At 39.3% G+C, this 13976-nt stretch carries 14 protein-coding genes; 5 read left to right on the top strand and 9 right to left on the bottom strand.

The window, feature by feature from the left end; translation table 11 throughout:
- Positions 1-24: 24 nt before the first annotated feature.
- Positions 25-315: a DUF4144 family protein gene (locus A7967_RS14835; RefSeq protein ID WP_054203045.1), complete on the top strand. Its 291-nt coding sequence runs from the start codon at positions 25-27 to the stop codon at positions 313-315.
- Here the strand turns inward: A7967_RS14835 and A7967_RS14830 are convergent.
- The 6 genes from A7967_RS14830 to A7967_RS14805 all read right to left on the bottom strand — a co-directional run bounded on the left by A7967_RS14830 (position 298) and on the right by A7967_RS14805 (position 5320).
- Complete coding sequence (locus A7967_RS14830; RefSeq protein ID WP_054203044.1) at positions 298-1218, bottom strand: histone deacetylase family protein; 921 nt, start codon at positions 1216-1218, stop codon at positions 298-300. The two genes, A7967_RS14835 and A7967_RS14830, sit on opposite strands and share 18 nt — an antisense overlap.
- Before the next feature lie 100 nt (positions 1219-1318).
- Entirely contained in the window at positions 1319-2866 is a 1548-nt protein-coding gene (locus A7967_RS14825; protein WP_054203043.1) for a serine hydrolase, read from the bottom strand.
- Between the two features lie 22 nt (positions 2867-2888).
- On the bottom strand, positions 2889-3383 hold the full coding sequence (locus tag A7967_RS14820) for a gamma-glutamylcyclotransferase family protein (RefSeq protein WP_054203042.1): 495 nt from the start codon (positions 3381-3383) through the stop codon (positions 2889-2891).
- A gap of 39 nt (positions 3384-3422) precedes the next feature.
- Positions 3423-4046 carry a LysE family translocator gene (locus A7967_RS14815; RefSeq protein ID WP_054203041.1) on the bottom strand — a complete coding sequence of 208 codons (624 nt, stop codon included), beginning with the start codon at positions 4044-4046 and terminating at the stop codon, positions 3423-3425.
- Positions 4047-4051: 5 nt separating this feature from the next.
- On the bottom strand, positions 4052-4834 hold the full coding sequence (locus A7967_RS14810) for a hypothetical protein (protein ID WP_054203040.1): 783 nt from the start codon (positions 4832-4834) through the stop codon (positions 4052-4054).
- Positions 4835-4849: 15 nt separating this feature from the next.
- Positions 4850-5320, bottom strand: coding sequence for a CreA family protein (locus A7967_RS14805; RefSeq protein WP_054203039.1), 471 nt, complete (start codon positions 5318-5320; stop codon positions 4850-4852).
- A 465-nt stretch (positions 5321-5785) separates the two neighbouring features.
- On the opposite strand from A7967_RS14805, the gene A7967_RS14800 reads away from it, so the two are divergent.
- On the top strand, positions 5786-6118 hold the full coding sequence (locus tag A7967_RS14800; protein WP_054203038.1) for a 5-carboxymethyl-2-hydroxymuconate Delta-isomerase: 333 nt from the start codon (positions 5786-5788) through the stop codon (positions 6116-6118).
- Between the two features lie 23 nt (positions 6119-6141).
- Here the strand turns inward: A7967_RS14800 and A7967_RS14795 are convergent, their stop codons facing one another.
- A complete protein-coding gene (locus A7967_RS14795; RefSeq protein ID WP_316244667.1) occupies positions 6142-8262 on the bottom strand; it encodes a winged helix-turn-helix domain-containing protein in 2121 nt (706 codons plus the stop codon).
- Between the two features lie 503 nt (positions 8263-8765).
- Positions 8766-9887 carry a cell division protein ZapE gene (zapE, locus tag A7967_RS14790; RefSeq protein WP_054203036.1) on the bottom strand — a complete coding sequence of 374 codons (1122 nt, stop codon included), beginning with the start codon at positions 9885-9887 and terminating at the stop codon, positions 8766-8768.
- Between the two features lie 58 nt (positions 9888-9945).
- Here zapE and rsuA point away from each other — a divergent pair, with 58 nt between their 5' ends.
- The 3 genes from rsuA to A7967_RS14775 all read left to right on the top strand — a co-directional run bounded on the left by rsuA (position 9946) and on the right by A7967_RS14775 (position 13192).
- Positions 9946-10644 (top strand): 16S rRNA pseudouridine(516) synthase RsuA, encoded by a 699-nt coding sequence (gene rsuA, locus A7967_RS14785; RefSeq protein WP_054203035.1) that lies wholly within the window; start codon positions 9946-9948, stop codon positions 10642-10644.
- A 125-nt stretch (positions 10645-10769) separates the two neighbouring features.
- The gene (locus tag A7967_RS14780) at positions 10770-12398 is read left to right on the top strand and encodes a methyl-accepting chemotaxis protein (RefSeq protein WP_197279049.1); all 1629 of its coding nucleotides are present in this window, start codon (positions 10770-10772) and stop codon (positions 12396-12398) included.
- A gap of 395 nt (positions 12399-12793) precedes the next feature.
- Complete coding sequence (locus A7967_RS14775; protein WP_054203034.1) at positions 12794-13192, top strand: glutaredoxin family protein; 399 nt, start codon at positions 12794-12796, stop codon at positions 13190-13192.
- Positions 13193-13195: 3 nt separating this feature from the next.
- Here the strand turns inward: A7967_RS14775 and A7967_RS14770 are convergent, their stop codons facing one another.
- Entirely contained in the window at positions 13196-13969 is a 774-nt protein-coding gene (locus tag A7967_RS14770; protein WP_054203033.1) for a YggN family protein, read from the bottom strand.
- Positions 13970-13976: the final 7 nt, after the last annotated feature.

Here is a 13976-nt window from a genome sequence, read left to right as displayed (position 1 = left end):
TTTGATTTAGGACAATAAACCAGCATGTCATACCCAAAAATCATCATTTATAATGAGGAAATAGAAATTGCGCATCAGCAAAGTGACGTAGATTGCTTTTTATATGGGATCAGCGAGCATGAACAAAAAAATGTGAGAGTGCTAGAGGAAAGTGGTACCTACCACACACTTTTAGGAAAAGCATGCCAGCCATTAAGTGCCGATGAGTTAGGTGTATATGTAAAGCATTATTTAGCAAATGAAGGGCAATGTTGCTTGAGTAAAATTCAACAATTAAGCCCACAACAAGCGTTTGATTTACTCGCTATCAACTAACGCTTTTACATGAGCAATTGCACTGCGCCCAAGTGCTGAAAGTGAATACCCTCCTTCTAAATAAGAGATAATTCCTTTACAACCGAGCTCTTTGCTTAACTTTGCCAATTGATCAGTCAGCCATGTGTAGTCATCTTCAACAAATTTTAAGCTTGCCATATCATCTTCAAGATGAGCATCAAAACCGGCGCTAATAAAAATAAGTTCAGGCTTAAACTGCGTTAATTTAGGCAGCCACTGTTGGTTATACAGCGCTTTTAAATCATTGCCATCACTGGCAATCGGTAAAGGCGAATTGATGAGTGTTGCGTTATTTTCTATTGCCGTATTAGGGTAAAACGGATACTGAAATAACGAGCAAAATAATACATTGTCATCATCAATAAAAATATCCTGTGTACCATTTCCATGATGCACATCAAAATCGACTATCGCAATGCGCTTTACGCCTTTGCTTTGTGCGTATTTAACGCCAATGGCTAAATTATTAAACACACAAAAACCAGCTGAGGTGGTTCTATTCGCATGATGCCCTGGCGGACGTACTGAGCAAAAAGCAGCATCGAGCTTATCTGCTAATATTTCATCTACCGCCAATATGCCAGCCCCTACTGCGCGCTCAATCGCCATAAGTGATTCTGGACATAACCAGGTGTCACCATCAAGTGATGCAAGCCCTTGAACTGGAATAGTGCTTTCAACTTGTTTTACCAGTGCTTCATCATGTGCTAACAAATAATGCGCTCTAAGTGCTTTTGGGGCCTGTTTTTGCTGTACTGCAATATCCAACCCGCTGGCTAATAAGCGATCTGATATCGCATCTAAACGCTCAGGGCATTCAGGGTGATCTTCAATCATTTTATGTTTGCGGCAAAAAGGATGTGAAATAATCGCGGTACGCATAAAAGCTCCATCTGTATCAGCAAGTGGCAACTATAACAAAGCCACCGATTGGTGGCTTTGCGACTTTGGTTTACTATTCTAAAATAAAAATTCTAACTAATTATTTTTTTGCTTTTAGTGTTAAGTTTCTAAAGTCAAAACTAAAATCTGTAACAGCCGTTGAAACAGCTTTCATTTTGGCACTTTCAACACGATTTTTAGTCGTCATATCAAACGTAATAAACGCATCAGCCTCAAGTAGTTTTTCATCCCATTTAACAATAAATGTGTTGCCTGTGTAGTGCTCTAGCTGGCCTTTTAAACGCTTGGTGTGAGTAAAGTCAATACGCAGTTTACCGTCTAACTCTTCAATAATAACATCACCATACCAATCGTCTTTCAATGTACCTGTGTAGCTAATATTCGGTAGCTGTGGCTGGTAGTCAGCAGGCGCTTCTGGCTTAGCATTTGCGTACGCTTTTTGCTTGCCTTCAAAGTGCTTTTTAGCGAGCTCTTCAACCCAGTCTTTATCTTCAAGATCAAGTGCATCTTCGAGCACCTCATGAGTAATTGCCGATAACGCACCGAATGCTTGCTGATTACTTAAAATGACAATACCGAGGTTCTTCTCTGGCACTAATGTCACTTGCGATACCATGCCTAAAATCCCGCCACCGTGTGCAAGCTTTTTAACACCGTGATAGTCCTCAATACTCCAACCTAAGCCGTATCCTCTAAACTGTTGATGATACGCTTCATAAGCCGATTTAGAGGCAACAGAGGTAATATGCGGGTGCCACATTTGTGTTTGTTGTTTATCACTAAATAATTGTTCGCCATTAGGCATTGTGCCACCAGCAAGTTGAGTACGTAACCACTGGCTCATATCACTCACGCTTGATGCTATTGCGCCAGCTCCACGAAAGTCCTCTAAGTAGTTAACAAAGAAAGGGTGTAACTTGCCATCCATTGGGATGTGCCCCGTTGCCCAGTTTTTATTGTTACTTGGGATACGCGAAAACCCCGCACGTGAGTTACCCATTTTAAGTGGCTGTAGAATATTTTTTTCGATGTAATCGTTCCAGCTCATACCTGACACTCGAGCAACCACCTCACCAGCAGTAACAAACATTAAGTTGTTGTAAGCATATTTACTGCGAAAGCTGCTGGCGGGTTTTAAATACTTTAAACCGGCAAAAATTTCTTCAATTGATTTATTCGTATCTGGCCAAATCATTAAATCGCCTTGGCCAAGACCTAAACCACTACGGTGGCTAAGTAAATCTCGAATGGTCATTTCACGGGTTACATATGCATCATAAAGACGAAACTCAGGTAAGTGATCAATCACTTTATCGTCCCAGCTTAGCTTCTCTTCATCAACTAATTTAGCTAATGCCGCAGCCGTAAATGCTTTGGTATTTGATGCGATACCAAATAACGTGTCTTTATTTACCTTGTTGCCAGTTTCCAAATGGCTTACACCAAAGCCTTTGGCAAACACCACGTTATCGTTTTCAACTATCGCCACAGCCATGCCAGGCACATCAAAACGTGCCATCGAGTTTTCGATTACTTGGTTAATATTGTTCGTATCAATATCAGCGTAGCTATTAAATGCACACCCTGTAAATAACGTGGCGGCAATGGCTAATTTAGTTAGTTTCATAACAGTCCTAGTTTAATTTTTATTATTGTTGATGCACGGCAAACTCAATTGCAGCACGTTCACTATTACTATCTCGACATGTTTGTCGTGATTTTATGGCTTCACTGTACTCATTTGGCACACAAGCTTCAAGCGCCCCGCGATGAACGTGCTGCATATACCAGTCATAAGGTAATATGTCCTCATTAGTAGTATTTGCAATATAACAATGAGCATTGAGAACTTGCCCATCAAGCAGCGTTACTTGAACATCCACACAATCGTAACGCGGACCTTCAATGTCATCTAAAATGCTCTTTTCTTCATGGTTAAGTTGATAAACAACACCATATACTTGCGTATTTTGGTCATTGCTTGGACGAACATTACCTTTGCCTGACCCATCAAGACTCACCATATCAAAAGTCAGTTCATAGCCATGTAGGATCGCCGTACCAACACGCTTGGCATTAGGTAAACGCGCGAGTAAACGGTTAGAGGACATATTGGAACCAAAAGAAAAATTATATATAGTCATATTTACCTGCTCTTGTATTGGCGTATTAATTGATGATTTTTACACCACGATTCTTATTGCTAACGCGATAAGAATCACACCAATACCACGGTCAAACCAATGGCCACTTTTTTGAAAGAAACCTCGTACACTTTGCTTTGATAACACCAAGGATAAAAACGAAAACCATACCCACGTTGCTAAAGCCATATAAAGGCCATAACCAGCTTGAACAATTAACGGTGTTGATTGACTGATCACCAAAGTAAATAACGACATAAAAAATAGCGTTGCTTTTGGATTTAATGCATTTGTTAAAAAGCCACGGCGAAATGCTACCCAGTCAGATTCAGTTGAGGCAGATGGTACTAAATTATCCTGCTCTGCTGTGGCCGGTTTGGCACTTCTTAGTGCTTGCACACCAATATAAGCCAAATAAGCCCCGGCTAAATATTTTAATGCCATAAAAATAGTCGGTGATTGCGCGAGTAAAACAGCAACCCCTAACAAACAATAAGTAACGTGTAATAATATTGCTAAACCAACCCCAAAACTAGTCCACAAAGCATTTCGCCGCCCTTGCTGAATACTCTGCTTGAGCACAATTGCAAAATCAGGACCCGGGCTTGCTACCGCAAAAAAATGTGCCAATGCAATTAGTAAAAATTCATCAAGATAAGCCACGTTAATTACCCTGCCTTTTTCTCATCAAGCGCGAGTAACAGTGGATTAGCAGTGTCATTTACCAATGCTTTAATTTCTTTTTGCGCTTTTTTAAATTGACCACGTAAATGCGATTTTAGATATTTTTTAGACTCTTGATGGCCTTTAAAGTGGCAAATAAGTGCATGCATAAATAACGTTTGCGATTCACTCAAGGCCGCTTGTCTATTAGCATAGGGGTTGTAACATGATCCACATCCGCCCTTAAATTGATACACCGTATTACTCATCATGACACCAAAGCCTAAAAAGCACGCAAGTGCATCACTGGCCTGAGGTAAAAACTCCTTTCCCCCAGGTGGTAACACACCAACATGGTGGATCATGATAGTCGCTAAAGTACCGGCAAAGCTTGCTACTAAATCTTGTGGTTGGTTAATTTGATTTGGATTAAATGACACATTAACACGGTGCGCAGGCGTCACCATTAATTTACTTTGTGCACCTCTAAGCGAGTTAGAAAGCTCAAAATGAGGAAATACTTGAGGTTGTAATTGCGCAGGCCCAACCAATTGAATCGGCCAAACGTGCATTCCCGCATAATTCGTTACACGCTCAAAAACGTTACTCGCCATTTCCTCAATGCTTGATACCGCATCGGGAAAGAACTGATGGTTTGGCAATACTATATCTGTATTATTTATAAAATAATCACTGTCGAAATTTTCAATTGCCCATACAAAAGTATCGATCAGCCACTGCTGTTCTTGCTCATCTAATAATGGTTTTGCTTTAAATAAGGCTAACATAATCTGCTCTTTTAGTTATTGTTGCGCTTGTGCCCACGTCCACGCTTGTGTGTTATACAGCGGCACAGTAGATAATGCGTGATGGTGACTGCCTGTCGACTCTTTTGTTGAGTATGATAAGTACATCAAAGTACGCGTTTGTGCATCATAAACACGGCGGACTTTTAATGATTTAAATAAAATACTCTTTGATGACTTAAAAACCACCTCACCTGATTTACTACGATCTATTGCTTGTAATTGGTCGGCGGTGATTGGTCCCGTCTGACGACATGCAATAGACATATCGGAAGGATCTGCAAAATCTAAATTAGCCTCAATATGGCTGATATGACAAGTAACACCTTTAACAAGAGGATCCTGTTGCGAATTAACTTTAATGTCTTTCGTGGTAAACAAGCCTAAGCTGACCGACGCGGCATCATCAGAACACCCCGACACTGTAAAAATAACAGCCAGTAAGCAACCCATTTTTAAGTATTTCATACTGTTCCTTAACGTAATTCAAAGAGTAGGGTTTTTATACCCAAACCACCTCAAGATGCCAGTTTCAGTTGGAGTTAAAAGCAATTTAGGCAAGGCATTGATTACAAGTAATAGTGGCTCTATTATTAAAATCAATCCCTTATAAAAGTAACGCAGTATAAATCGCTTTTAAACCAACCCGTAGGGCGTTTCACAGGCACTTACTCTCATCGTTGTTACTTCTTAAAAGGGACTGCCATTGTTGCAAAGTAACGCCTTGATATTAAGCCCCTGTGAAACGCTGAATTCAGCTTCTTGAGGTAGTTTGGGTATTTATTTCATTTCAACTATTTTTCAATACTAACACTAAACGTATTTGTAACTATAAAACAAATTTACAATGATATTGCCACCAGCTAGCTTGTGTGTCTTTATGCATTTGTATTCTGCTAAGATAAGCTCAACGATCATTTAAAGGAACCAGTAATGCCACACATTGTTATTGAACACTCTGAAGATTTACCCATTTTACCACAGGTGTTGGTCGAAAAAATTCACCAAGCCGCGTTTGAAAGTAATCTATTCGAACTCGACTCAATAAAGACGCGGGCAATCGCCTATACCCATTATCAATTAGGAGACGGTAAAGAAGGCTTTATCCATGTTGGGGCGCATATTATGCAAGGTCGTACCGTAGCGCAAAAACAACAATTGAGTGAACACTTACTAGCATGCCTAAAAACCTATTGCCGAGAATCAGATAGTTTAAGCGTCAATGTTCATGATATGTCTGACGATATCTACCGCAAATGCACTTAGCGGTACTTTTTAATCGATATAGCTCAAGGTAAATACTGAGCTTTAATGCGCTTTATATCTATTTGTGGTGATTTATAAGCGCTGTAAACTAACCAACCAGATTGAGCTATATAAGTCAGCCCTGATGCTCGGCTAAATGCCCGCTCGGGTAAGCGCATAACATCATGATGGCTTTGGTTTGCTAAATCGTAATAACTCAAACGGTAATCAGCCCGATCTACATTAAAATAATAAATCCGCGCAAGGCTTGTTTCATCCGCTTTAACATAATGCCATGCCAAATCATTCGACAAGTTTATATTTGGCACTAGCACTTCTTCCCTACCTGAATCTGCATATTTAACCCAAAGCTGTTTAGCGCTCGGCTTAGCAAAAATTAAATCACCTTGCTGCGTTTCATAAGCATAATAAGCAGGCTGCTCAATCATTTTGCCTAAGTTTTTACCATTAAGGTTAAAACGATGCACATATTTACTATCCGACACTAAAACAGTTTGACTGTCTTTCCCCCATGACACTTTTGCATGGTACTTAAAACCGGTCTTTAACTGCTCACTTACTTGTTTTTCAAAATCATATATATAAAGCTGATTTTTGCCTTTTATGAATAATGTAAAAGCAATGTAACGTCCATCAGGTGACCAAATAGGATTAAAAATACCCGACTTAAAATCAGTTAACTGCCGTCGATTTGTACCATCTTGATCCGCTATCCATAATTCACTTTCATTAGATTCATTAGAGATAAACGTAAACTTATTTTTTAATTCATTAAAATCTGCATAACGCATATTAAAATCAGTGGATAGCACTGGAAATGGAGAGCTGGCAACATTGTCCCCCAACTCAACCCGCATAAGCGTTGAATCTGTATGCCACTGATGAAAATATAAAGTCCCATCGTCTGCATATTCAGGGTAACTTAGCCCTGTAACCTTTGAATCCTGAATAATATTTGTATCTAAATGATAAAAGTAGCCTTGGCGCTGCCCATGTTCTACCGCAGAGAATACCAGCTGACTCTTTTGGGGATGCCAATCTACCCCTCGAAGATCCAAAAAGCCTGATGTGAGTTGTTGTGTATCACCGCTACTAATATCGATTAAAAATAATTCTTCGTGGCCATCGGGTAAATTGCGTGAAACAACCAATTTTGTACCATCTGGAGAAAAAGCCACTGATTCATCCTGAATATTACACGCTTGTTTGCACGGTACTTGGCTAACGGCTTTATCTGATGATAAGTTAATAATATTGAGCTCTGAACTGAGCGTCCCGTCAACTGTTCGCTCGCTGATGTAGACCAACTTATCACCTTGAGCGCTAATATCTAAATCTGTCGTAAAATTTACAGCGCAGCTACCGAGCAACTTTGTAGCTGCACCACTAAGTGTTTGTTCAATAATGTCACATTTACCACCATCTGAACGCCGATAATAATAAATACGTTGCTGATCAGGACTAAAAACGGCACGCCCTTCAATACCATCGCTATTTGTTAAAGCAATAGCAGCTTGCTCGGGAGAAAATAAATCCTGTAAATAAAGGTTGGCAAGTTCACCCGGCTCTCCCCATGAGTACACTAATAAATGGTTGTCGTTTGATACCCCCGGAAACAGCTCTCGCCCTGGGCTTGTAGTTAGTGTTTCAATATGATCAGTTAAGCGTGTTTTGTAATTGCGAGTTTTGCTAGAGTTATCATGTAGGAAATAAAAGGGGCTAGTAACAAACACAATAACTGTAATAACAGCACATATAACTTGCATTGATGAAAAACGAGAAAATATACTTTTTTTAGTGGGTATTGCTACTAATTCATTTTGGGTTAAAGAGCATGGCGTTAGCGTAATTCGGTACCCTGTTTTACGAAGTGTTTCAATATAAATAGTATCGGGGTCAAGCTCTTTAAATGCTTTTCTCAGGTGCCAAATAGCATTCGTAAGTGCTTTTTCACCTACATAGCTATTACCATTCCATACATTTTCAATTAACTCTTCACGAGTAACGGCTTCTGGGTAGCGAGAAACTAAAAAACACAATAGCTCTATGAACTTTGGTTGTAAGACCACTTCAACATTTGCACAACCTAATTTATTCTCAGAGGGTAAAACTCGACAAGGTCCTAACAGAAACGGCTGATTCATATTCATAAACGGCTATTAACACCTCCAATTTAGATACCAGAAAGGATACCCTTTTATAGTGACAAAAAGCAAAGTTACTCAACAAATTAAATAAACGTGTTTTAAGAGCCACCAAAAATAAACATGTAACCATTTGTTTTTTAATGAATAGATATAAAATAGATATAAAATAGGGAAATAAACGAGCCATTCTTTATTGAGTTTTTGTCCGCAATTGCATAAAACATTGCCTGTACAAATCTATTCGTTAAAACGTTAACTAAATCTTTGTTCTGCCCGTCCAAAGTAGTGAGCGTACTAACAGTCACAGCCTTAGATAATAAAATAATTCTCATCCTTTTTAGTGGAAGTGAATGTCTAGCATTGTGACTATCGATGGATAGCTAAATATATTAAAAATATAATTAGCTTTATAAATTTATACCTAGCTCGATTTAAATTGAGCTAGATTATATTCCTACTAGGTTGTTACCAAAGGCATGGCTTGAAAAAGCCTGCCTTTTTTAATTTATAAATGGCCAACTTTGCATCTCAACCAATCGAGATTCAGTTCGTGCATATTCAAAAGCCAATTTTTTACCTTGATAGAGCTGTGCAATAGCAACATCGGCACCAATCACCAATAGCTTACCGCGATCATAAAACTCATCCACTAACGCAATAAAGCGTCTCGCTTCGTCATCGAGTGTATGCTCTTGTAAATCTTGTTTCTCACGTTGATAGCTATCTTCAATACCATGCACTATTTGTTTATTTGTCGCACTTGCTCCCATAACTGGCACGTTTGCAATATAAATACGCGTAAAATGTTGCGCTAAATAAATATAATCTGCGGTGCTACGAGCTCCTGAGCAAAGCGCCATAAAGTCGAACATAATGGCATTTTCACTGCGCACTAAGTACGTCATATTACGACCACAGACGCTAATATTTGAGCCTTGCCTTATATGGTTTTCAGAGCTTTTAAAGTGCGAGATTAATGTACGCTCTAAAGCCCCAACAAAGTAATGCGTCGCTAATTGGCCAAATCTAAAACGGTGATCGACCTCTCCCGCTACATCTATAATATGACAATGCCGCTTAATTAATTCTATCGTAGGTAAAAACCGCGCCCTTTGCAGGCCATTGTAATAAAGCTGTTCTGGTTGACAGTTAGAAGTTGCAACAAGCACGACCTGTCTTACAAATAATGCTTTAAATAACCCAGCCATGATCATCGCGTCGCCAATGTCAGAAACAAAAAACTCATCAAAACATATTAATTTAAGATTGGCTGACCACTCTTTGGCTATTTGATCTAACGGGTTTTTAATTCCTTGTAATTGCGCTAAACGCTGATGTACTTGCGCGATAAAATGATGGAAGTGTAGACGCGTTTTTTGTGAAATCATCACGCGAGTATAAAATACATCCATCAACATCGATTTGCCTCGCCCGACAGGCCCATGCAAATAAACCCCCTGTACAACAAGCGGTGGCTGCCACCATTTTAGGGGTGTCTGTAAAGCGTTTGCTAACTCATCAAGTGCCGTTACAGCCTTTAACTGCGCAGTATCAAGCTCAAGTTCACCCATGGTGATTTGTGTATTGTAATACTGTAATATTTGTCCGCTTGATACTGTCATGGTATATCACTATCGGCTATAATCGCCGCCATTGTAGCCGACTAAAAATGTGAACCCAATGAAATTCCCTTGCCGCTTAGATAAATTCATTAGCCACCTTGCTGAGATCCCACGTACAAAAGTCAAAGCCGGGCTTAAAAGCAAATTTGCATTAGTTAATGGAGAACTCGCGACCGCACCTGATCTATCAATCAAAGCAACAGATGAAGTAACCTGGCAAGGCAAGCCTCTTGTATTTTTGGGTAAGCGCTATTTCATGCTAAATAAACCGGTGGGTTATATATGTGCCAACAAAGATGACATGCATCCCACCGTATTTGATTTATTTGATGAACCTAACATGAGTGATTTTCATGTTGCCGGTCGCCTTGATATCGATACAACAGGATTAGTCTTGATCACCAACGATGGCGATTGGTCTCATAGAATTACCTCACCAAAACACAATAAGTTTAAAACTTACCTAATTGAAACCATAGAGCCAATAACTGAAGATGCACTAGAACAACTTCGTCAAGGTATACAACTACATAACGAAAAAGAAATCACAAGGCCAGCCATTGCAGAGCAACTTGCTACTTTTAGCTTACGCTTATCAATTAGCGAAGGTAAATACCATCAAGTTAAACGAATGCTTGCAGCCGTAGGCAATAAAGTTGTTGAGTTACATAGAGAGAAAATAGACGGTATTGAACTAGAGCACTCTTTAAAAAGTGGTGAGTATCGACAATTAACGTCTGAAGAGGTTAATCTTTAATTCAGCAAGTTTTTTAACTTGAGTAAAAATCACGTAAAACTCCCTAATAATCATTAATTAAATCTGACAACGGGTCGATAAACATGGTAGAAATTTAGGGTCATAATATAAATAAGGGGCTCAATGTGCTGTCAGGTTTAGCATTAAGAACAAAAACTATCCTATTTGCTGGGGCGATGTTTATAGCACTTAATGCTATTGCATTACTTGGCTTACAGTCGCTGCGCCACGCTAGCGAAACCGATAATATTGCGCGTATAAATCAGCTCATGAAAAGTACCAGCAATATTGTCGCACAATTTGAGTTACTCGCTCAAAATGGACAATTAACCCAAGAGCAAGCCCGCGAATTTGCAACTAACATGCTTCGTGAAAACAAATACCATGATTCTGAATATGTTTACGTGGTAAATGACGAGCTTGACTTTATTGCCACTCCTCACGATCCCCAACTGCATGGTACGAGCTTTAATGATTTTCAAGATGCCAGCGGTAAAAGTATTGGTCGTATGGTTGAGCAATTAGTTGGTCGTCAAACGAATAAAATTATTACTTACCACTGGGATTCAGTCCGTGATGGCGAAACAGTTGATTTGACCTCAGTAGTACAGAAAACACCCTACTTTGGTTGGTATGTAGGTACTGGCATTAGTGCTAAAGAAGTCGACGAGCGTTATTGGAATACCGCAAAGTGGTTACTAGGCTTATCCCTTGTTATTGCAATTGTTTTAACTATTGCAATTGCTCGCTTTGGTATTGCTTTGAGCAATGCACTTGGCGGCGAGGTCACTGAAGTTATAGATATAGTAAAACAAGTGTCTCGTGGCAATTTAAACTCACATATTCGTACAGACGCGCCACCTGAGAGCATTATTGCAGCCATGCAATATATGCAGCAAGGTTTACGTGGTGTAGTAGGCAGTATTAAAGACGTCACTGATAGCCTTAAAAGTCAAAGCTTTGATAACGAGTCACGCTCAACTGAACTTGATAAACTAACACTGAGCCTAAATGAAGAAACGCATATGGTCGCATCAGCTATCACTGAGCTTACGGCCTCTGCACAAACTGTTGTTGAGCATGCAGAACAAGCAGCCTACTCTGTTCAAGAAGCTGAAAATCAAGGGCAAAAAGCCAACGATTTAACAACCGAAGCGGCGGAAACAATTGTACTTCTTGAAAAGCAAATTGACAGCGCTGGTAATAATATCCAAACACTTGATGACGAAGTTAACAACATTGCCAATGTACTGAGTGTCATTCAAAGTATTGCCGAACAAACTAACCTACTTGCACTTAATGCTGCAATTGAAGCGGCCCGAGCCGGTGAGCAAGGCCGTGGTTTTGCCGTTGTGGCCGATGAAGTTCGCCAACTCGCACAACGCACGCAAACCAGCACCGAAGAAATTCGTAATATGATTGGCAAACTACAAACGGCTACGCAAGACGCTAAAACATCTGTAAACCTGAGTATTGCGACTAGCGAACAAACGGTTGCGAAGTCTAAAAATGCCAGTGAAGAACTACAACGCGTTGCATCATCCCTTAGTGCCATTGCACAAATGAGCCACCAAATTGCTATTGCGGCGAAAGAACAACTTGATGCAGGTGAAGATACAGCCAAACGGATTGTGACAATTTCAGATACCGCTTCACAAACAGCGAATGTATCTCATCAAGCTCACGCGGCGACTGATTTAATAAAAGGTTTAACGAATGATTTAGAAGAGCAAACAGGTAAATTCAGCTCCTAAAATGTAACTTTAATGTTATAAAAACATTAAAAAAAACAAATTGACAACGCTGTCTTTGGTCGGTACTTTAGGGACTGGAAAAGGTAGTAAGCGTTTCCGAATTCTTAACTAATAAGGAACTAGTAATGAAAAAAAAGAAACTCTTAACAGCAATTCTAGGACTGTCATTTGGTATTGGAATGACAGCAACTGTTTCAGCAGTTAGTGACTGCAACTGGGAGCCCTATGGCTCTATAGATAATTATTGCGGCTATGAATATTATAAATGCGCAATGTCATCGAATAATTCTTACTTAAACTGCAGAGACGTAAAAGCAAACTGTATAAGTAAATGTAGTAGTTAAATCAGAGGGGGGATTACCCCCCTTACCAACTAACGTAACGAAAATACATCAATGAAATCACTTGCTAAATACACGACTATTTTTTTTATTACACTCAGCTTAGGTGCCTTGGTAGGTCAGTTTGTTTTACCCACTGTTAAGCGCTTTTTCGAAGAACCTGCTATAGAGGTTGGCAATTATCAACATGTTGGTATCACTGATATAAATAAGGTAAAAATTTATACTGTTGATTGGTGTGAATTTTGTGCAAAAGCTAAAGAAATGTTAGATAAACACCACGTCGAATATATCGAAGTTGATATAGAAAAAAACCCGCAAGGCTTAAAGGAGTTTGAACAACTTTCCGGCGACGGCTTTCCTTTAATAATTATAGAAAACATGCTTTTCAGAGGTTTCTTTGAAGGACCAATTAAACAAAAACTTACAGACTCAAATATAATCGCTACATAGAAATTACGATTTTATTTGCACTAAATCAAAATCGGCAAGATCTGGCACAATCGTTTGTAAGCGCGATTCTGTTATATCTAACGAATTTAAACACTCACAATATTCTGAGGCTTTAAGCTCTAATTGGTGAGCTTTTTTTTGTAATGATTTATCAATTTCTTTCGAAATAATATCCATACGTAAACCCATGTCGTTGATTCGATCTTCAATATTACCTTCACGTGACTTAAACGCATCACCAAGTGAAACCAAAATTGCACCTAATGAGCCATGTACCGCTGAGTGAATTTTTTTACTGATCTCTTCGGTAAAAAAATCATCAATTTTAGATAATGATTGCGGCGCGATGAAAAAGAAGTCATCACCGCGTTTAAATTTATCCATTAATGCACGCTCTACGTACTGCAGTTGTGTTTTTAGTACTTCAGGTTCTTTATCAGACATACCTTCAACAACCTGCTCAATCGCACTTAAACCCAGATTAACACCATCAGTAGCCAGCTCAACTAACTCTGGCACAGTATCGCGAATACCGGCACTAAACTGGGCTAAAACCAAACTTTCCTCATTACTTAAGTCAATCCAATAACCACGGATAAACAATTGATTATCATTATTAATTTGGACGCGTGTTTGGCCTTTATCAACAATACGAATAATATCGTCGGTGATGATTAAACCATGACCTAATTCAACTTCACACTGAGCTTGGGCAGAAAGATGCAGACTTGAAAGTGCTATAGATAACGCCAATATCGACCGAGATAAAAACGCCATAAACACC

The organism is Pseudoalteromonas neustonica, from assembly GCF_001653135.1.
GTDB lineage: Bacteria > Pseudomonadota > Gammaproteobacteria > Enterobacterales > Alteromonadaceae > Pseudoalteromonas > Pseudoalteromonas neustonica.
The sequence above is the reverse complement of the archived record's forward strand: the minus strand, read 5'-3'. Positions and strand labels throughout refer to the sequence as shown.

Excerpts from the sequence above, each read along its gene's own strand:
- A7967_RS14835 (WP_054203045.1), top strand. The coding sequence starts at position 25 with ATGTCATACCCAAAAATCATCATTTATAATGAGGAAATAGAAATTGCG.
- A7967_RS14830 (WP_054203044.1), bottom strand. The coding sequence starts at position 1,218 with ATGCGTACCGCGATTATTTCACATCCTTTTTGCCGCAAACATAAAATG.
- A7967_RS14825 (WP_054203043.1), bottom strand. The coding sequence starts at position 2,866 with ATGAAACTAACTAAATTAGCCATTGCCGCCACGTTATTTACAGGGTGT.
- A7967_RS14820 (WP_054203042.1), bottom strand. The coding sequence starts at position 3,383 with ATGACTATATATAATTTTTCTTTTGGTTCCAATATGTCCTCTAACCGT.
- A7967_RS14810 (WP_054203040.1), bottom strand. The coding sequence starts at position 4,834 with ATGTTAGCCTTATTTAAAGCAAAACCATTATTAGATGAGCAAGAACAG.
- A7967_RS14805 (WP_054203039.1), bottom strand. The coding sequence starts at position 5,320 with ATGAAATACTTAAAAATGGGTTGCTTACTGGCTGTTATTTTTACAGTG.
- A7967_RS14800 (WP_054203038.1), top strand. The coding sequence starts at position 5,786 with ATGCCACACATTGTTATTGAACACTCTGAAGATTTACCCATTTTACCA.
- A7967_RS14795 (WP_316244667.1), bottom strand. The coding sequence starts at position 8,262 with ATGAATCAGCCGTTTCTGTTAGGACCTTGTCGAGTTTTACCCTCTGAG.
- zapE (WP_054203036.1), bottom strand. The coding sequence starts at position 9,887 with ATGACAGTATCAAGCGGACAAATATTACAGTATTACAATACACAAATC.
- rsuA (WP_054203035.1), top strand. The coding sequence starts at position 9,946 with ATGAAATTCCCTTGCCGCTTAGATAAATTCATTAGCCACCTTGCTGAG.
- A7967_RS14775 (WP_054203034.1), top strand. The coding sequence starts at position 12,794 with ATGAAATCACTTGCTAAATACACGACTATTTTTTTTATTACACTCAGC.
- A7967_RS14770 (WP_054203033.1), bottom strand. The coding sequence starts at position 13,969 with ATGGCGTTTTTATCTCGGTCGATATTGGCGTTATCTATAGCACTTTCA.